Raw genomic sequence first — 18,570 nt, forward strand, 5'->3', positions numbered from 1 at the left:
AAGAATTAGCTAATTGACTTTATTAAGGCAATTCTATTAAAATGTCTGTAAAAAAATGAAGCAAAAAATTAAGGAAGTTGAATGTTTTTAGACCTATAAGACACCGAAAATGATATTATATTTGAACTATGCTGAATAACATACAATTTACGAATTATAGAAAAAACGGATTTCTGTTCGTTTTGGCTTCAACGATTTTGTTTTTTGTATTTGCATATTATTTAAAAAGAACAGATTATAATTTGCTGATTTTACTTTATAGCACATTATTTATTCTGTTTTATAAACTTATACAAGTTTACAAAGAAAATATTGGTTTATTAACGCTAGTATCCTTTGGCTTCCGAGCCCTATTTATTCTAGCTATTCCCAATCTTTCTCAGGATTTTTATCGATTTATATGGGATGGCCGGATGCTATTAGAAGGCTATAACCCTTACTTATTTAAAGTAGAATCGTTTATTAGCAGTCATGAATACCCTGTAGCACAAGCTGAAGAATTATTTCATGGCATGGGCGAGCTCAATGCCAGTCATTTCACCAATTACCCGCCATTAAATGAGTTGTGTTTTTTAATTGCTGCCCTATTTGCTAAAACGAATATTTTAGGCTCTGTTGTTGTAATGCGTCTACTTATTGTTGCTGCTGATTTTGGAACGTTATTCTATGGAAAGAAACTTTTAAAGGTTATTAACATTCCTTTTCATAACATCTTTTTGTACGTACTAAACCCTTTTATAATAATAGAATTAACAGGAAATCTACATTTTGAAGGCATCATGATTTTCTTTTTAATCTGGAGTTTGTATCTACTCCAAAAAGGTAAATGGATGCTTTCGGCAGTTATATTTGCCTTATCGGTTTCTACAAAGCTTATCCCTTTAATGTTTTTACCTTTATTATTTCAATGGTTTATTAAAAGAGATACTTCTAAAAGTAAAGGATTAATAAAATTAATGACGTATTATGCATTGGTCCTTTTAATAACCATGACGAGTTTTCTACCGTTCTACTCAACAGATTTTGTTAACAACTATGCACAAACCGTTGGTCTATGGTTTCAACGCTTCGAATTTAATGCCAGTTTGTATTATATAGCTCGAGCTATTGGATATAGGTTTAGAGGCTATAATGAAATCGGCGTCATTGGGACATTTATTCCAGTTTTGGTTATTCTTTTTATTTTGATTTTAACATGCTTCAGAAATAATAAATCAATACAACAACTAATAATAAGTATGCTATTTGCGCTGAGCTTTTACCTTTTTACGGCAACAACTGTGCACCCGTGGTATATTGCCACGCTTTTGATATTATCGGTATTTACAAATTATAAATTTCCTTTAGTATGGAGCTTTGTTATTATTTTAAGCTATTTGGCTTATGCCAATACCAACAATGTTGAAAACTTGTGGATTATTGCCTTGGAATACCTTATTGTGTATACCGTTTTTATTTGGGAAGTCATTTTAAATAAACCTTTAAAACTAAAAAAGTCTGCCGAAAAATAAACGACAGACTTTTAATATAAGTTTTGACTTTTTAATGACTTGAAATTATTGAATTGGTTTTAAACTTTCAATTCTATAAATACTAATTTCTTCATCGTCATCTTCAAAATCTTCAACAAAAGTTATTTTAAATTCCTGATCTATATAACTTTTATCGTTCTTTAAATCGTATTGTTTTAGCACTCTTGGATGTACTTCTTCGAACACCAATTCCTCTCCATTTTCAAACCAAAAAGTATAATATCCTTTTTTGTAAGACTTAAAAACAGCTGTTCTCATTTTATACTACAATAATTTATTCGTTATCGTCGTCATCATCTTCTTCTTCGTCATCAGCCACATCGTTAGCCGAATCATCGTCATCGTCGTCGTCTCCTTCTCCATCTTCAACTTTTACGCTTTCAAAATCAACGTCAGTATCATTTCCGTCGTTGTCATCATCACCAAAGTCTTCCATTGCCTGTACAAGACGTTTACCAACTTTTACTAAATAAATAGTATCATCGGTACGCACCTCAACTGCCTCTATAATTTCATTTTGAGCATTTCTAAATGAAATCACATCGGTGTCATCATATCCATCAGGAAACTTCTCTACAAGAAGATTTAAAATATCCTGATTCAACTTTTTGTAATCTACAATTCTACGTAACATTTTATTTTTTAAGGGTTGGTTATATTATTGATCTAACAAATATGCAAAAATTAACGGAGCAACAATAGTTGCATCACTTTCTATAATAAATTTAGGGGTGTCGATATCTAATTTACCCCAGGTAATTTTTTCGTTTGGTACTGCTCCAGAATAAGAACCGTAACTTGTTGTAGAGTCACTAATCTGGCAGAAATAACTCCAGAAAGGTACGTCATGCATTTCCATATCCTGGTATAGCATTGGCACCACACAAATTGGGAAATCTCCAGCAATACCTCCTCCAATTTGAAAAAACCCTACGCCTTTTCCTGAAGAATTTTTTGGATACCAATCGGCTAACCACATCATGTATTCAATACCACTTTTCATGGTTGAAGCTTTAAATTCGCCTTTAATACAGTATGATGCAAAAATGTTACCCATAGTACTGTCTTCCCATCCTGGAACAACAATTGGTAAATTTTTCTCGGCAGCAGCAATCATCCAAGAATCTTTAGGATCAATCTCGTAGTATTGCTCTAAAACCCCTGAATTTAACATTTGATACATGAATTCATGTGGAAAATAACGCTCTCCAGATTTATCGGCTTTATTCCAGATATCGTATAAATGTGATTGTAATCTTCTAAATGCTTCCTCTTCCGGAATACAAGTATCTGTAACACGATTATAGTGGTTTTCTAATAAATCCCACTCTTCCTGTGGCGATAAATCACGGTAATTTGGCACACGTTTATAAGAATTGTGCGCTACTAAATTCATGATATCTTCTTCAAGATTTGCCCCTGTACAAGAGATGATATGAACTTTATCTTGACGAATCATTTCAGCTAACGACTTTCCTAACTCGGCAGTACTCATTGCACCCGCCAAAGTCACCATCATTTTACCTCCTTCTAACAAGTGTGTTTCATAACCCTTTGCGGCATCTACTAAAGCAGCTGCGTTAAAGTGTAAATAATTTTTTTCTATAAATTGTGAAATTGGTCCTTTAGTACTCATTTTCTTAACTCTTTAATATTGTTTTTGCAGAATCTCAGATAATTACTTCCTAAATCTACATGTATAAATTTATAACTTAACCTTTTATAATACAATCTTGCTATTAAACAATTCTGAAATTTGTATTCATTCTAAAACCTTAATTCAATAAATACGCTTTTCTTATTCGTTTTTTAGTTCTCGTAACCTAAAATTTTAAGCAGATCTTCACTTTTTTGTTGTTCACTAAATAATGATGTTGTGATGTTTCCATCTTCATCTCTATCAATTAAAATATGCTTTGGCGACGGAATTAAACAGTGCTGTAAGCCACCAAAACCACCAATCGTTTCCTGGTATGCTCCTGTATTGAAGAAACCAAGATACAAAGGTTTTTCTTTGTTATACTTCGGCAGGTAAATAGCATTCATATGCTGTTCACTGTTGTAATAATCGTCACTATCACAGGTTAGACCTCCTAATAACACACGCTCATAACTTTCATGCCAACGGTTAATTGGCAATAAAATGAAACGCTTGTTAATAGCCCAGGTATCAGGAAGTGTGGTAATGAACGATGAATTAATCATATTCCACTTTTCACGGTCGTTTTGTTGCTTTTGGTACAACACTTCGTAAATAGCTCCACCACTTTCTCCAACGGTAAAACTACCAAACTCAGTAAAAATATGTGGTACTGGAACTTCTTCATCTTCACAAGCTAATTTAATCTGATTGATAATTTCATCAACCATATATTCGTAATCAAATTCAAATGCTAATGAATTTTTAATTGGGAAACCTCCACCAATATTTAAACTATCTAACGACGGACAAATCTTTTTAAGACTCGTGTAAACTTTTAAACATTTATGTAACTCGTTCCAGTAATATGCATTGTCGCGGATACCTGTGTTAATAAAAAAGTGTAACATTTTAAGTTTTACCTTTTTATTACCCTGAATTTGATTTTTATAAAACGGAACGATATTTTTATATCCAATACCTAATCTTGAGGTATAAAACTCGAACTTTGGCTCTTCCTCTGATGCTATACGAATACCTACGTTAAATTTACCTTCAATTTCCTGAGACAATAAATCTAATTCTTCGTAATTATCAATAATTGGAATCGCATTTTTATGACCATTATTTATAAGCCTCGCAATGTTAGTTACATATTGTGAACGCTTGAATCCATTACTAATCACATAAGTTTCATCGGTAATTTTACCTTCCTTTTTAAGATTTTCAACTATATCAATATCAAATGCTGATGATGTTTCTATGTGAATATCATTCTTTAAAGCTTCGTTTAATACGTGCTTAAAATGTGAACTTTTTGTACAATAACAATAATGGTATTTCCCTTTGTATTTATTGTTTTTTAAAGCTTTTTTAAACCACCCTTTTGCCTTGTTAATATTATTTGAGATTTGCGGTAAATAAGTAAACTTTAAAGGCGCACCATACTCTTCTACTAACGCCATTAAATCTATATCATGAAACTGTAAGTGCTTTTCTTCCAGTTTAAATTCTTCTTGTGGAAAATCGAAAGTTTGATTAATTAAATCTATGTATTTGGTATTCATTATTTTATTTTAAATATTTAAAAATGAGAATTATAATATAATTCATTATTAAGTTAATATCAAATAAAATATATCAAACTTGTAGTTGAGGATGGGTCGTAGGAATAAAGCCAAACAAATGTTGGCTTAAAAAAACATAACATGCGGAAGCTAGCTCTAAAATTCGGTTACTTAATCTATAAGCTGCTCTTGAAAATGACTCCCTATTGTTCAAAAGCCCGAACATAAAAACAGATTTCAATTGTTCAGCTAAATAAGTTACAAATGAACTACAAAAAAATGAATTTCAAACTCTTTTGAATATTTTTTTTGAATATTTTTTTCAACCAGTAAACACGGGACATTCCGCTCCTATACTGCCTTCAGACACTTTTATCTCTTGTTTTTTTTCTACAAAATTCGTTAGTTTTGATCAAAAAAAAGACCAGCGTATAAAAATTCACCGGTCTTTATATTTTTTGGCACTGGTATTTACTTCTTAAAGCATTTTTAAACTGTTCAGTTCCTGCTCTGTTAAATGCTTCCAGTGACCTCTAGGAATATCCTTTTTTGTTAAATGTGCAATAGCTACACAATCTAAACTTACAATATCGTAATTCAGGTGTTCAAAAATAGTTCGGATGATATTATTTCCGGTATTTTTAATTTTTAAACCAACTTCTTTTTTAGAAGCTCCTTCGATATAGCTAATCTCTTCTACAGTGATTAATTTATCTTCAACTTTTATTCCTGCTTGAATCTTCTTTAGGTCTTCTAACTTTAAATTTTTACTTAATTCAATATGGAATAAACGAGGCACACCGTTCTTAGAATTTGTAAACTTATTAACAATCGTTTCATCGTTTGTAAATAAGATTAAGCCTTTCGAGTTACGTCCTAAACGACCAATAGGCTTAATTCTTGAACTTGTCGCGTTAGCAACTAAATCCATCACGGTTCTACCTTTACCCTCACTTGTTGTTGTTGCAAATCCTTTAGGTTTATTTAATAAAACATATGCCTTTTTCTCAGGGTTAATGCGAGAACCATCATAACGTACTTCGTCTCCTGGCTTTACTTTGTATCCCATTTCGGTAACTACAACGCCATTTACAGTAACAAGACCGGTGGCAATGTGTACATCGGCTTCCCTGCGTGAACACATACCAGAATTGGCAACATATTTATTTAAACGAATCTCGTCCGGATTCGATGCTTTTTGATTTGAGCTTATCTTTTTTACAGGTGCATTTCCTCTGGCAAAGCTTTTTGTGTTTGAATTAGCAACACCTCGGCTGCTGTTCTTTTTTGCGCCACTTTGCTGCCCTCTTCCTGAAGGTTTTCCTTTTCTATTTGTCCCTTGATTTCTGCTCATTGCTTACTAATTATTTTGTGCAAAGATAATCTATAATTCGTTGCCTAACGCATTAATGTAATTTTATTCAAAACCAGTGAAATATCAATAAGCGGAATACTAAAAACACCAGCCAGAATAATGAATTTTAAAATATTATGAAGTATTAAATACTGTAATTTACTATTTGATTTCCAGAGTAAAAACTGAAACACGACTAAAAGAAAGATACTCGCATAAAAGAAATAACTCATCTTCCCCACATGAAATTTATCTATTAACAAATACGCAGGAATCACGGTTAGAACGCAAAGAATAGTCAACATTACTTTTGAAGCTTTCTCTCCGTAAACAATGGGAATGGTTTTATAACCCTGTGCCATATCGCCCTTTATATTTTCCAGGTCTTTGGTGAGCTCTCGCATTGAAATCATTAAAAACAAAAACATGGCGTGTACAAAAATGACATGCTCAAAATTTTTATAATAAATGAAAATGATAAAAAATGGCGTGATTGTTAGAATTGCCGATGTTAAATTCCCAACGAATGGCAACTTCTTAAGTTTATGTGAATAAAACCAGATACCGAAAATATACACTGAAAAGAACACAACTGCTCTAAACGACACATAACTCGCCAGAATAACAGCCAGAAAATTAAGAACAAAATACAACGAAAGCTTCGTATTCTGACTCACCAACCTATCTAGCATCGATTTTTGTGGCCTGTTGATTAAATCTTTCTCCGAATCGTAAAAATTATTAATAATATACCCCCCTGCAATGGTCATCGCACTAGCCATTACCAGCATGAATAAATTTAAATCAAACACCACCGATTTAACAGGCAAATGATTTCCTAAAATATAAATACTCGCCAAATACTGCGCGATAACAACAATAAGAATGTTGTAACCACGAACCACAGAAAACATACTAAAAAATTTAATTAAAATATGTTTCTGTCTTCGGTTAAGCATATAATAAAATGTTTATGAGATTCTGAAAAGTTTCAGAATGACAGAAGTTTTAGAAGTTATAAACAACCTCTAATTTATATTCAGATAGAGCTAATTTGGCTTTTTCAATATCTTCGGTAAATCCTAAGATATAACCGCCACCACCAGAACCACAAAGTTTAAGGTAGTAATCGTTAGTCTCCAATCCTTTTTTCCAAAGCTCGTGAAATTGTTTTGGGATCATAGGTTTAAAATGACTTAACACCACTTTAGATAACTGCTTTGTATTTTGAAATAACGATTTAACATCGCCTTTTAAGAAATCGTCAACGCAGGCATCGGTATGTTTTATAAACTGATCTTTAAGCATACTACGGAACCCTTCCTGTTTCATGTTTTCCATAAAAATACTAATCATTGGTGCTGTTTCACCAACAATACCACTATCTAATAAAAATACGGCGCCTTTACCATCTGGTTTTTGCGACGGAATTCCAGTCGCTTCAATATTATCTTTAGAATTGATTAAAATTGGAATGCTTAAATAACTGTTTAAAGGATCTAACCCTGATGATTTACCGTGGAAAAATGACTCCATTTCAGAAAAAATGGTTTTAAGTTGTAACAGTTTTTCACGCGTTAAATTTTCTAAAACCGTTATTTTATCCTGAGCATAGTTATAATAAATAGCAGCTACTAAAGCCCCGCTACTTCCTACACCATACCCTTGTGGAATAGAAGAATCGAAGTACATACCTTCCTCCACATCTTTCTTCAAAGCTGCAATATCGAAAGTTACCAACTCCGGGTTAATGGTTTCTAAATAATCAGCGAAACGCTTTAAGCTTTTATTCGATTGAATAGCCTCTTCAGTAGGGTTCTCTGAAACTTTCAGCGCCCCATTATAAAAATTATAAGGAATAGATAAACCTTTGGAGTCTTTGATGATTCCATACTCACCAAAAAGTAAAATTTTCGAGTAAAAAAGAGGTCCTTTCATAAGTTATATTCAATTAGCTAAGCGCTTAAAACCAATATTTTATACAAAGATAAGAATATTTATTGTACTTGTTTCGCACCGAAACCTATCTGATCGCAAATATATTGCTCGTTTTGACAATATGCAACTAACTCGTTCTTAATAAATTCTAAGATTTCTTCTGATTCCTGTTTCGGGTATAACACGTGTACATTTGCTCCGGCATCTAAAGTAAATCCAATATGCGCCCCAGTTTCATTCCTAAACGCCCAGATTTTATTAATAATTTCCAGAGTATTTGGTTTCATTAAAATAAAATATGGCATACTGGTCATCATCATGGCATGCAGCGTTAAGGCTTCACTTTCAATCAAGCTGATAAACGCATCCAGATCACCGGACTCTAAAATAGGCTTTAACTTTTCCAAATTATCATGGGCCTGAGCAAATCGGTTTTGTGCATACGGATGATTAAACATTAAATTATGACCAACCGTGCTACTCACCTGCTTTTCGCCTTTATCAACCAACAGAATGGTATCTTGATACTCCTTAAAATTCTCATGAACAGCATACGGATATTTCACACCAAACAAATCACTACTTCCTTCAACAACTTCGTTTTCACCCCAAACAATTAAATCGCCTTCAAGACTTCTACAAGCACTTCCAGAGCCTAATCGTGCTAAAAAAGATGCTTTTTGATTGAAATATTCTTCTGAAAGTTCTTCTGAAACCAACTGCTTTTCAACACTCATTAAACACAAAGCCATGGCACTCATCCCACTAGCAGACGAAGCAATTCCAGAACTGTGCGGGAAGGTGTTTTGAGTTTCAACTACAAATTTATAGTCTTTTAAAAATGGCACATAAGATTCTACGCGCTTAAAAAAAGTTTCAATTTTAGGCTTAAAATCATCTTTTTTTTCGCCATCTAAATACACCTCAAAATCGAAATCGGACGCATCATCCTTTTTTTCAAAAGTTAAGGTCGTTATGGTTTTACAGTTGTTAAGCGTAAAACTGATAGATGGATTTTCAGGAATCTGATTTTTCTTCTTTCCCCAGTATTTCACTAAGGCAATATTACTTGGCGACTCCCAGGTTACCTTACCCTGAGCTACTGTTTCTGTATATGTTTGAGGAATAAATTGTGCTACGGTCATGTCTTAATATTCTGCCGACAAAGATAACAACTTTAGCATAGTATTATAATTTCTTGCCGTTGCTATGACGTTTAATTTACGCTCGAAAAAATTATTATTGAATTTCGTTTTACCATATCCGTTTGAACTGAAGAAATAAATACAATTTTCGGTAATAGTGAATTGTTCTTCGGAAGCACTTAATTGCTGAATTCCTTTAACTAATTCAGCATTTGGTTCTTCAAACAACAACATAAAATAGCTTTTCTTTTTTTCTTCTTCGGAAAACGGACTCGCTTCGAAAATAGTTTGAAAAACTTCAGGGGTTTTCACCAATACAGAAACATCGAAACCGAATTGTTTTAAAATGGCTTTTGAAATAGTTTCTGCTATTGATTTTTCATCTTTTACATCCGACTGAAACACCACATTTCCACTTTGAATATAGGTTTTAACATTATTAAACCCTTCTTCAGCGAGTAACTTACGTAAATCTGCCATCGGAATTTTCTTTTGACCGCTAACGTTTATCCCTCGAAGTAATGCGATGTAGGGTTTCATTTTGCTATAGCCTTTGAAGCAATATACGCGCCTGTCCAGGCATTTTGAAAGTTAAATCCGCCAGTTACGGCATCTATGTTTAATACTTCTCCAGCAAAAAACAGATTTTTATGAATTCGGCTTTCAAAAGTTTTAAAGTTAATTTCCTTTAAATCGACACCTCCTGCCGTTACAAACTCATCTTTAAACGTACTTTTCCCATCAACATTAAAAACGGCTTTGGTTAACTGACCAGCCAACGCTTCTAATTGTTGTTTATTTAAATCGGCCCAACGGGTTTCTTCATTCATATTTGAAGCTAAAACCATTTGATGCCATAAGCGTTTTGGTAAATCGAATTGTGTCGATTTGAACACGGTTTTCTTAGCCAAATCCTGTTTCAAAACTTTTAATTCTTCCAGACAATCTTCAAACGACTGTCTGATAAAATTAATTTCTATTTGAAATTTATAATCCAGCTTAGCCAGCTCCACCGCACCAAAGGCCGACAACTTTAAAATAGACGGTGCACTCATTCCCCAATGCGTAATTAACAATGGACCTTCGCTATACAAATTGGTTCCTAAAACCGAAACCTCAACATGCGAAGCCACAACTCCTGGAATATCCTTAATGCGTTTATCGTTAATATTAAACGTGAATAACGACGGTACCGGTTGTGAAATGGTGTGTCCTAAATTCTCAAGAAGTTTCCAGAATTTAACACTGCTTCCGGTTGCAATTAACAAAGTTTCACACTGAAACATTTCGTCTTTGGTATGAATCTCAAATCCTTCATCTAAAGGTTGAATATCTGAAACATTCTGACTGTACAATATCTCAACCTGATGCTTTTTAGCTTCATTTAAAAAACAATCGATAATAGTTTGTGATGAATTCGACTCCGGAAACATACGTCCGTCATCTTCAATTTTTAAAGGCACGCCGCGTTTTTCAAACCATTCAATAGTATCACCTGTCATAAACTGATGGAAAGGTCCTAAAAGTTCCTTCTCACCACGCGGGTAATTCTTTATTAATTCCTGCGGAATAAATTCGGCATGCGTCACATTACAGCGACCACCACCAGATATTTTCACCTTTTGAAGTCCTTCTTTTGCCTTTTCTAAAATAACGACTTTTAACTCCGGATTCTGCTCCGCAATGTTAATTGCCGCAAAAAAACCAGCTGCACCACCGCCAACTATAATAACATCGTATTGCTTCATATTCTATCTGGATAGTCGGAAATGATACCATCTACACCATAACTTTTCATTCTGGCTATAGTTTCTTCATCATTAACCGTCCACGTATTTACTTTATACCCTTTTGATTGGGCAAAATTAACGTTCTCGCGAGTTAATAAAGCAAAATTGGGATGAATAATTTTTGAATTAATAGTTTCAGCAAATTCAATAGCTTCAGCCACATTGGCTTTCGTTAAAACGGCTAACGGAATTTGTTTATTCAATTTATAAACATCTTCCAACTCGTGATGCTGAAAACTAGACACAATAAAATCAGAATACTTCCAGCCTTTCTCATTAACATAAGTTTCAATAACCTCGCAGGTTTTTGCAGCCGTGTGTTTTCCTTTTAATTCAATATTCAACAAGCAAGTTTTGTTTATTAAATCCAGAACTTCTTCAAGTGTTGGTATTTTATAATGTTCGTTAACTTTGAGTTCTTTCAGCTCGCTTAACGTTAGTTTACCAATTTCACCTGTGCCATTAGTCATGCGATCTAAAGTAAAATCGTGAAACACAACCAACTCTCCCGAAGCACACTCATGCACATCAATTTCAATACCGTCTACATTAAAACTCAATGCCTTTTGTATCGAATCGATAGTGTTTTCTGCTACATATGCCAAAGCGCCTCGATGTCCCACTCTTAAACCTTTGTAATTCATTATTTCTTTTTAATTGGTCGCATTAAACCTTCCTGAGTTACAGACGCTACAAGCTTGCCGCCTCGGGTAAAAATATTACCTCGTGCAAAACCACGAGCATTCGATGTGTTAGGAGACTCTATTGAATATAGCATCCAGTCGTCAAAATCGAAATCTCTAAAATACCACATTGAGTGATCTAAACTGGCCGTTTGAGTATTCCCATAATGTGCTTTACTGGCATGACGGTTCATGGCTGCTGCCAGAATATTATAGTCTGATATGTAGGTTAAAATTTGTTGCTTTGTGGCATGATCTAAGGATGTGGCATCCCCGTTTAGTTTAAACCAAACATGGGTAAAAGAGGGCAAATCTTCTTTATTAAACGGATTCACCACTTCCACCGGCTTAAACTCAATAGGACGCTCAACTTCAATAAAACTTTTAGTACGAGATGGAATGGCATCGCCAAACTGATCGAGCATATCAGTCCAGCTTAGTAATTCTTCCGGCTGTTTTATACCTTCGGGCATATCTATTTGATGATTATAGCCTTCTTCTTCCTTGTGAAAAGACGCCGATAAAATAAAAATGGTCGTGCCTTCCTGAGCGGCTGTAACCCGACGCACTGAAAAACTTCCGCCATCGCGAACAATACTAACGTTGTATTCAATAGGTTTTGTTAAATCGCCTGCTTCTAAGAAATAAGCATGCATAGAATGTAGAATTCTATCGTTTACACCTGTTCTGCTTGCGGCATTAATGGCTTGAGCCAAAACCTGACCTCCAAACACATGCGGACTTCCAATCGTTACACTGTTACCAACAAAAGTAGTATCTCCTGTTTTTCCTAATTTTATAAGATCAATTAACTGATTAACCGTTGTCATGCGCTCGTTTTTCTAATGAATCTATAAATCTAATAAATGAAAATAAGCCGACCATATTTTTTAAATACTTAATTTTGCCGAAAATCATTAATCATGCCCTTAAGAATTCAATATATCCTTTTTTTCTCTTTCTTATTTATTGCTTGTAGCACCGGAAAACTAACTGTTGTAGCCGATATTCCTAACGAATTAAAAGAAGTTTCAGGAAACGAAATTACCACCAATTCCGATTTAATCTGGGTGATTGAAGACGCTGGAAACCGCAACAATGTATATGGCTTAAACGACAAAGGTTACATTGTAAAAGACATCGACATTAAAAATGCCAATAACATGGATTGGGAAGATTTAACGACCGACAATGAAGGAAATCTGTATATTGGCGATATTGGAAACAACGATAAAAACCGAAAATGGTTGAGTATCTTAAAAATATCTAATCCGGAAATAATTGAAGACGAAACCACGGCTGAAGTGATAAAGTTTAAACTTCCTAAAGGCGAAAGTCCAAAAGACTTTGAAGCTATGTTTTTGTACAAAGATTTCTTCTATTTATTTAGTAAAGAACCGGGAAAAGCTATTCTAATAAAAGTGCCAAACATCATAGGAAAACATACCGCTGAAATTTTGACCGAATTTAACCTTAACGGAAAAAACAACCAAATCACATCGGCAGACATAAGTGATGATGGCAAAACCGTGGTTTTACTTAACCATGAAAAAGTCTGGACATTAACCAATTTCACAGACGATAATTTCTTTGGAGGAAAACTAACAAAACTACCTTTTGAACACGATTCTCAAAAAGAAGGCGTTTGTTTTGAAGACAACGATACTATTCTGATTACCGATGAAAGTAACGACGATTTAGGCAGTAACATTTATAGCTTTGAGCTGAATAAATAAGAGTTCACTTCTCACCTCTGTTCGGACGAATACCTACTAATTTTATCTATTAAAATTTCATCCCAAAACCGAAAGAAAAACGCATACCATCTTCTCCGTTAAACAGATTAAATGTTGCCGAAACGGTTTCAGCAGCGGCTACCCAAAAACCACCACCGTAATCGTTATGCCATTTATCTGAATAATCACCACGCAACCAAACACGACCTACATCGCCACCTGCAAATACGCCAATTTGCAACGGTACAAATCCGGTTTTAAACGAATTAAAGCTATATCGCAAATCGGCACTACCAATAAACGAATTACGACCTGTAAAACGTTGCGTGCGGTAACCTCTAAATCCGTTTTCACCTCCAATGTTGGCTGCCTGATAAAAAATTAAGTCGTCACCAAAACGCAATTGTGTTCTGGCATCTGTCTTCAACACCCATTTTTTATTTACCGATAGTGCATTATAAAACCCTAAATTTGAATTGATATAACCATAGGTAAAGGTTGATTCCTTAAGTTCGGTTTTTCCGCCAACTTCAGCTAAAAACGTCATACCTCGCGAAGGGTTTAACTGTTTATCAAAACTGTTGTAACTGTAATTTACTTCCGCTCCTGCGAAAAAACGTCTTTCGTAAAAATCAAGATTGATGAGTGGCTCAAACTCCGAAATAAATCGGTTAGGTGTATCTTGAATTTCTATGCCTTCAAACATTAATTTTACTCCAAAAGCACTCCCGTAATTAGTAGTTTTTAACAACCCAATATCGAAACCATAAATTCCGGTTTTCACCCGGTTGTAATCTAAGCCCAATTCGTCATCATTATTTTGGGTCTCATTGCCATAACCAAAGAAGTTATTGGTGAAATTTTCACTTGCAAACACACCTCCAACCGCTAAATTCCACTCTCCAAGAACATTTGCAAATTGTCCGTTGTAACGAATATCATAACCTTCGGTAGCAAAGTAATACCCTGCTCTAAAACGGTGCTGTGTTGAAAATGGATTCCGCTTAAATCCTTTAGTAGTTTTTGTAAAGGACACACCTAATTTCATACCATCATCTGGATTATAACCAATACCGGGGGCTATAAAATTGGTTCTGGTAATGCCTTTTTCAAAATCGAAAAGATTCAGGTTATAAATATCTGTAAAATTTATACCGGCGCCATTATTTTCTTCAATGGTGTTTTTCTTGCTCTTATGGTCGTATATCTTAATACGATTTCCGTTTTTTATGATATAGATATCGTTATTTTGTCCGCCAATTAACCGCGTAAAAATAGGATGCTTTCCTTCTCCCGAAACTTCAAATATATCTTTATCATCCAGACCGTAAATCCAAAGTTCTTTGGTTATATTTCTATCGAAAGTTCTATCGACAAGAACCTCTCCTTTTTTACCATTTTTAATACGAGATATGACCACTTTCGTTTTATAATCTTCAACGCGCTGTACTTCAATATAATCGTCTTTATCAGTTGCTGTTATAACGACTAATTCATTTAAATAGGCATAATAGCGACTGGCAATATCTTTAAGATTTCCACGTCTTCCTTTTAATTTGGCTTTGATATCCTGAAGTTGTTCATTTTTCACTTCATCAGGCACATCTTCAAAAGCTTTTTCTATAACTTCATCAGTAATGTGTTTCTGAAGAAATTCAGCTTGCTGTAACCATAAATCTTCTTTTGCATTCTGAATTAAAACACGATCTAAGCGAATGCCGGCACTGTTTACCCATTTTATATCTTTCAGTTCGGCATCGTAAACTTGAAGCTGTTTAACCGGGTTACTTATTTTTTTCAAAAGTGTTAATAATCCGCCATCAAAATTTGAAAATGCCTGATCGCGATCTCTAGGAATTGGTCTGTATAATTTATCGCCATTTTCCTGATTAAATTGTGCCCAACGCCATTGGTCCTGATGCCTATCCCAATCGCCTATAAGCATATCGAATAAACGTGCTCTTATGTAAGCTTCTTCATCAATTTTATATTTTTCGTCTTTTCTAATTTTAGCAATAATATCGTGGGAACTTTCAATATCATCGGCATAACCAAAACTCTCTTTATACGCCTGATTTTCTTCCGGACGTTCTTCAATTAAATACAACTCGTCACCGTATTCATCGTTAAAATCACCTAAATATTTTTGTTTTGGAATGTAATACAGTTCTGGTTCGGTATGATACACCTTTGCTGCTTTTGAAAGCTCCGGAATAATTGTAAATGTATAAGGATGAGCTGCAGTATAAAAGTCTAAAATAAGCTCTTCTACTTCGGTTTGCTTAAAATCGTTTTCAATATAAATATCTTTAAACAAGACGGCTTGTAGATATTGTGTCGCACTCTTTTTAAGAGCACGCATATTAAACTGACGACCGTCTTTGGTTTTTAAACGCAAGGACCGGGTTTGGTGTCCTCCGCCTTTTCTAACAATTTCCAATCCGCCGTAAAGGGTATCCAAAGTTGCTATGCGCGCCTTGATTTTTGTACTGTATAAATCGCGATAATGGTCTCCCCAGAAAGTTTTAAACGCTTCAGAACGATTGGTTTCTTCTTCGGTATAAACTGAAACATCAAGTGTTTGCGGAAAATGCTCTTCTAAATCGGACACATCGAGTGGTTTGTAATTTGGATACACTTCCTTTTGATACAATAATTGGGCAGTCCCACCTTCTGATGAATAAAATTGCACATGACTACTTCCATCCTTAAAAACGGTATACACGGCAAAACCCAGTTTTCCGTAAGAGAACAATCCGTCATCGCCTAATGCAGCATAAGACTCTTTTGAACCCGCTCCGGAAATAATTTGTTTTATATGGTCATGCTCTATGTACTGTAACGTATGCTCATGCCCAGAAACAAATACAATGTTTCCGTTATTTATAGACATGGTTTCTATGCGCTGCATCAATTGGTTATACCGTTTGTTGTAGCGATCTTGAGGAGAGACTCCTCCCTGTGCTCGTAACTGTACTGCCAAAGACGCCAACCCCGGAAGTGGAATTGGCTTTTGAGTTGGAAACAAATGTTTTGCTGCTGTAAATTCACCACCGTGGGCTCCATTTGAGAACATAGGATGGTGCATGGCAATCACTATCGTTTTTCCCTGTCCCTTTTTGATTTCACCTTCTAACTCATCGAAAAAGAGCGCTTCAGTTTTTATTTCACAATCGTCGTTTATCGTTGGATTTTTATTCCAGTTTTCAAGATACCATTGGGTATCTATAATAATTAATTGCACCTTATCGCTAACCTCAATACTTTCCAAAGGACAACCATTTTCTGGCAAGAACGTATTTTTACCTAAGGCCTTTTCTATATATTTTTCTTCCTCTTTTAATCCTACAAGTCGGTTGGCATACCAATCGTGATTTCCAGGAATAAAAATAGTTTTCCCTAGAAACCCTTCAACCGCCTGCATCTGAACATTCAAACTTTGTTCGGCTTCTGCTCTTCCCTTTTTATCCTTTTTAGGCATTCCGGCCGGGTAGATATTATCACCTAAAAAAAGCACATAATCATTCTCTGTTTTTTTCCCTTTTATAAAATTCTGAAAGGCTTTAACAGCTGACGAAGCTTCATTATTATAAACCAATCCACCATCTCCAATCAAGTAAAACGTAGTTTCAACCTCTTTCTCAGGAAAAGCCAACTGCGTAGAATCATCACTTTTGTACTGTGCCTTTTTTGTAGCACAGGCTGTTAAAATAGCGAAACTCACTAAAAATGAAATGGTTGAAACGTATAACTTCATTAAGGTTATTTTTAAACTATAAAGGTACTAATTTGTGATACTCTAGGTTATAAAACCTGTAAAATCACATCTCTTTAAAGATAACTAAACTTCGCTTAATTAAGCTAAGAAGATTTTTTAATGGTAAAGCATTGATTTAAGAACACACCGAAAGCTTTATCCATCCTCGATTATCAAGTAAAATTACATCTCTTTTAGTTTTATTTAGTAATTTGTACCCGTGTAAATTCAAGAGTATTTATGTCGCAATTAATAGAAACCACCGAATCGTTTGTTTTTAATTTGTTTAAATCGCAATTAGACCAGACCTTTTTATATCATAACCTTACACATACCGAGCGTGTTTTAAGAAGCCTAAGAGAAATCATATCAAATTCAGATATTAGTCAGGAAGACGCTGAAATGCTTCAGTTAGCTGCCCTACTTCATGATACAGGTTACATTAATTCCAGAGAAAATCACGAAGAAGAAAGTGTAAAAATTGCGACCGAATTTTTGAAAGAAAATCAGGTTAATCAGTCTACCATTGAAGCTATTAGTAATTGTATCTTGGCGACCAAATTTGAAGGCAACCCAACAACCGAATTAGAAAAAATTATTCGAGATGCCGACTCATCACACTTTGGCAAACCTTATTTTGATGAAGCCAGTGAATTTTTAAGGAAAGAACTTGAAATTCAAGGTATAAAAAACTATTCAACTTCAGAATGGTTGGATGAAAACATTAAAGTATTAACTAAAAAACACGAGTTTTACACCGATTACGCTTTACAAAATTGGCAAAAACAAAAAGAAGAGAATTTAAGTAAGCTTATTAAGCAAAAGAAAAAATTAAAAGATCAATTAAACAAAGAAAAGCTTAAAGCCAGATACAAAGCGCAATACAAAAGTGAAAGCCCGGAGCGCGGTATTCAAACCTTTTATCGTGTTGCTTTAAGAAACCATATTAAATTGAGCGATATTGCCGATACTAAAGCCAACATTCTGCTTTCGGTAAATGCCATTATTATTTCGTTGGTGTTATCTAATCTGTTTTCAAAATTAGATAATCCGAGTAACGCTTATTTAATTATACCTACCGCCATATTTACAACTTCGAGTGTTATTTCTATGGTTTTATCTATTATCGCGACCCGACCAAATGTAACGCGTGGCCAATTTTCAAAAGAAGACGTTGCTAACAAAAATGTAAATTTAGCCTTCTTTGGAAACTTTCATAAAATGGAATTAAATGAATTTGAATGGGCAATTACTGAGCTTTTAAAAGACAAAGATTATCTATACTCTGCCCTAACTAAAGATTTATACTTCTTAGGAAAAGTCCTTGATCGAAAATACCGTATTTTACGTATTACCTATTCTTGCTTTATGATAGGTATTATCGTGTCGGTATTAGCTTTCGCTATTTCGTTTAAACTAATGAATTAA

The 18,570-nt window shown here is 34.4% G+C and carries 16 protein-coding genes; 3 read left to right on the forward strand and 13 right to left on the reverse strand.

All coding sequences use genetic code 11. From position 1 onward, the window contains the following. Nucleotides 1-128: 128 nt before the first annotated feature. Nucleotides 129-1,511: a mannosyltransferase gene (locus tag NO995_RS03365; RefSeq protein WP_258226254.1), complete on the forward strand. Its 1,383-nt coding sequence runs from the start codon at nucleotides 129-131 to the stop codon at nucleotides 1,509-1,511. Between the two features lie 45 nt (nucleotides 1,512-1,556). On the opposite strand, the gene NO995_RS03370 is transcribed toward NO995_RS03365, so the two are convergent. The 12 genes from NO995_RS03370 to NO995_RS03425 all read right to left on the reverse strand — a co-directional run bounded on the left by NO995_RS03370 (nucleotide 1,557) and on the right by NO995_RS03425 (nucleotide 12,479). After that, on the reverse strand, nucleotides 1,557-1,790 hold the full coding sequence (locus tag NO995_RS03370; RefSeq protein WP_240571939.1) for a hypothetical protein: 234 nt from the start codon (nucleotides 1,788-1,790) through the stop codon (nucleotides 1,557-1,559). A gap of 16 nt (nucleotides 1,791-1,806) precedes the next feature. Continuing rightward, entirely contained in the window at nucleotides 1,807-2,166 is a 360-nt protein-coding gene (locus NO995_RS03375) for a hypothetical protein (RefSeq protein WP_240571940.1), read from the reverse strand. A 24-nt stretch (nucleotides 2,167-2,190) separates the two neighbouring features. Next, complete coding sequence (locus NO995_RS03380) at nucleotides 2,191-3,168, reverse strand: deoxyhypusine synthase family protein (RefSeq protein WP_240571941.1); 978 nt, start codon at nucleotides 3,166-3,168, stop codon at nucleotides 2,191-2,193. A gap of 173 nt (nucleotides 3,169-3,341) precedes the next feature. Next, on the reverse strand, nucleotides 3,342-4,739 hold the full coding sequence (locus NO995_RS03385) for an arginine decarboxylase (protein ID WP_240571942.1): 1,398 nt from the start codon (nucleotides 4,737-4,739) through the stop codon (nucleotides 3,342-3,344). Nucleotides 4,740-5,217: 478 nt separating this feature from the next. Next, complete coding sequence (locus tag NO995_RS03390; RefSeq protein WP_258226255.1) at nucleotides 5,218-6,093, reverse strand: pseudouridine synthase; 876 nt, start codon at nucleotides 6,091-6,093, stop codon at nucleotides 5,218-5,220. Between the two features lie 44 nt (nucleotides 6,094-6,137). After that, the gene (locus NO995_RS03395) at nucleotides 6,138-7,052 is read right to left on the reverse strand and encodes a geranylgeranylglycerol-phosphate geranylgeranyltransferase (RefSeq protein ID WP_258226256.1); all 915 of its coding nucleotides are present in this window, start codon (nucleotides 7,050-7,052) and stop codon (nucleotides 6,138-6,140) included. Between the two features lie 49 nt (nucleotides 7,053-7,101). Beyond that, a complete protein-coding gene (locus tag NO995_RS03400) occupies nucleotides 7,102-8,031 on the reverse strand; it encodes a mevalonate kinase (RefSeq protein WP_258226257.1) in 930 nt (309 codons plus the stop codon). A 59-nt stretch (nucleotides 8,032-8,090) separates the two neighbouring features. Beyond that, on the reverse strand, nucleotides 8,091-9,176 hold the full coding sequence (locus NO995_RS03405) for a diphosphomevalonate/mevalonate 3,5-bisphosphate decarboxylase family protein (protein WP_258226258.1): 1,086 nt from the start codon (nucleotides 9,174-9,176) through the stop codon (nucleotides 8,091-8,093). A gap of 3 nt (nucleotides 9,177-9,179) precedes the next feature. Then, nucleotides 9,180-9,716, reverse strand: a complete 537-nt coding sequence (locus NO995_RS03410) for a DUF1697 domain-containing protein (protein ID WP_258226259.1) — start codon at nucleotides 9,714-9,716, stop codon at nucleotides 9,180-9,182. After that, on the reverse strand, nucleotides 9,713-10,924 hold the full coding sequence (locus tag NO995_RS03415) for an NAD(P)/FAD-dependent oxidoreductase (RefSeq protein ID WP_258226260.1): 1,212 nt from the start codon (nucleotides 10,922-10,924) through the stop codon (nucleotides 9,713-9,715). Before NO995_RS03415 ends, NO995_RS03410 begins: the two co-directional genes overlap by 4 nt. Continuing rightward, nucleotides 10,921-11,610, reverse strand: a complete 690-nt coding sequence (locus NO995_RS03420; protein WP_258226261.1) for a glycerophosphodiester phosphodiesterase family protein — start codon at nucleotides 11,608-11,610, stop codon at nucleotides 10,921-10,923. The genes NO995_RS03415 and NO995_RS03420 overlap by 4 nt, the downstream gene beginning before the upstream one ends. Next, nucleotides 11,610-12,479, reverse strand: a complete 870-nt coding sequence (locus tag NO995_RS03425) for an acyl-CoA thioesterase II (RefSeq protein WP_258226262.1) — start codon at nucleotides 12,477-12,479, stop codon at nucleotides 11,610-11,612. Before NO995_RS03425 ends, NO995_RS03420 begins: the two co-directional genes overlap by 1 nt. Nucleotides 12,480-12,572: 93 nt before the next feature. Between NO995_RS03425 and NO995_RS03430 the strand changes: the two genes are divergently transcribed. Beyond that, nucleotides 12,573-13,385, forward strand: coding sequence for a hypothetical protein (locus tag NO995_RS03430; RefSeq protein ID WP_258226263.1), 813 nt, complete (start codon nucleotides 12,573-12,575; stop codon nucleotides 13,383-13,385). Between the two features lie 49 nt (nucleotides 13,386-13,434). Here NO995_RS03430 and NO995_RS03435 read toward each other — a convergent pair whose 3' ends face one another. Further along, nucleotides 13,435-17,142 carry a metallophosphoesterase gene (locus NO995_RS03435; RefSeq protein WP_258226264.1) on the reverse strand — a complete coding sequence of 1,236 codons (3,708 nt, stop codon included), beginning with the start codon at nucleotides 17,140-17,142 and terminating at the stop codon, nucleotides 13,435-13,437. Between the two features lie 240 nt (nucleotides 17,143-17,382). Between NO995_RS03435 and NO995_RS03440 the strand changes: the two genes are divergently transcribed. After that, on the forward strand, nucleotides 17,383-18,570 hold the full coding sequence (locus NO995_RS03440) for a Pycsar system effector family protein (protein WP_258226265.1): 1,188 nt from the start codon (nucleotides 17,383-17,385) through the stop codon (nucleotides 18,568-18,570).

Origin of the sequence: Aestuariibaculum sp. M13 (assembly GCF_024723255.1) — a bacterium.
Lineage (GTDB): Bacteria > Bacteroidota > Bacteroidia > Flavobacteriales > Flavobacteriaceae > Aestuariibaculum > Aestuariibaculum lutulentum.

Bases quoted from the DNA above. Each gene is read 5' to 3' on its own strand.
- NO995_RS03375 (WP_240571940.1), bottom strand. From the start codon at position 2,166: ATGTTACGTAGAATTGTAGATTACAAAAAGTTGAATCAGGATATTTTA.
- NO995_RS03395 (WP_258226256.1), bottom strand. From the start codon at position 7,052: ATGCTTAACCGAAGACAGAAACATATTTTAATTAAATTTTTTAGTATG.
- NO995_RS03420 (WP_258226261.1), bottom strand. From the start codon at position 11,610: ATGAATTACAAAGGTTTAAGAGTGGGACATCGAGGCGCTTTGGCATAT.
- NO995_RS03365 (WP_258226254.1), top strand. From the start codon at position 129: ATGCTGAATAACATACAATTTACGAATTATAGAAAAAACGGATTTCTG.
- NO995_RS03405 (WP_258226258.1), bottom strand. From the start codon at position 9,176: ATGACCGTAGCACAATTTATTCCTCAAACATATACAGAAACAGTAGCT.
- NO995_RS03435 (WP_258226264.1), bottom strand. From the start codon at position 17,142: ATGAAGTTATACGTTTCAACCATTTCATTTTTAGTGAGTTTCGCTATT.
- NO995_RS03425 (WP_258226262.1), bottom strand. From the start codon at position 12,479: ATGACAACGGTTAATCAGTTAATTGATCTTATAAAATTAGGAAAAACA.
- NO995_RS03380 (WP_240571941.1), bottom strand. From the start codon at position 3,168: ATGAGTACTAAAGGACCAATTTCACAATTTATAGAAAAAAATTATTTA.
- NO995_RS03410 (WP_258226259.1), bottom strand. From the start codon at position 9,716: ATGAAACCCTACATCGCATTACTTCGAGGGATAAACGTTAGCGGTCAA.
- NO995_RS03430 (WP_258226263.1), top strand. From the start codon at position 12,573: ATGCCCTTAAGAATTCAATATATCCTTTTTTTCTCTTTCTTATTTATT.
- NO995_RS03385 (WP_240571942.1), bottom strand. From the start codon at position 4,739: ATGAATACCAAATACATAGATTTAATTAATCAAACTTTCGATTTTCCA.
- NO995_RS03440 (WP_258226265.1), top strand. From the start codon at position 17,383: ATGTCGCAATTAATAGAAACCACCGAATCGTTTGTTTTTAATTTGTTT.
- NO995_RS03400 (WP_258226257.1), bottom strand. From the start codon at position 8,031: ATGAAAGGACCTCTTTTTTACTCGAAAATTTTACTTTTTGGTGAGTAT.
- NO995_RS03370 (WP_240571939.1), bottom strand. From the start codon at position 1,790: ATGAGAACAGCTGTTTTTAAGTCTTACAAAAAAGGATATTATACTTTT.
- NO995_RS03390 (WP_258226255.1), bottom strand. From the start codon at position 6,093: ATGAGCAGAAATCAAGGGACAAATAGAAAAGGAAAACCTTCAGGAAGA.
- NO995_RS03415 (WP_258226260.1), bottom strand. From the start codon at position 10,924: ATGAAGCAATACGATGTTATTATAGTTGGCGGTGGTGCAGCTGGTTTT.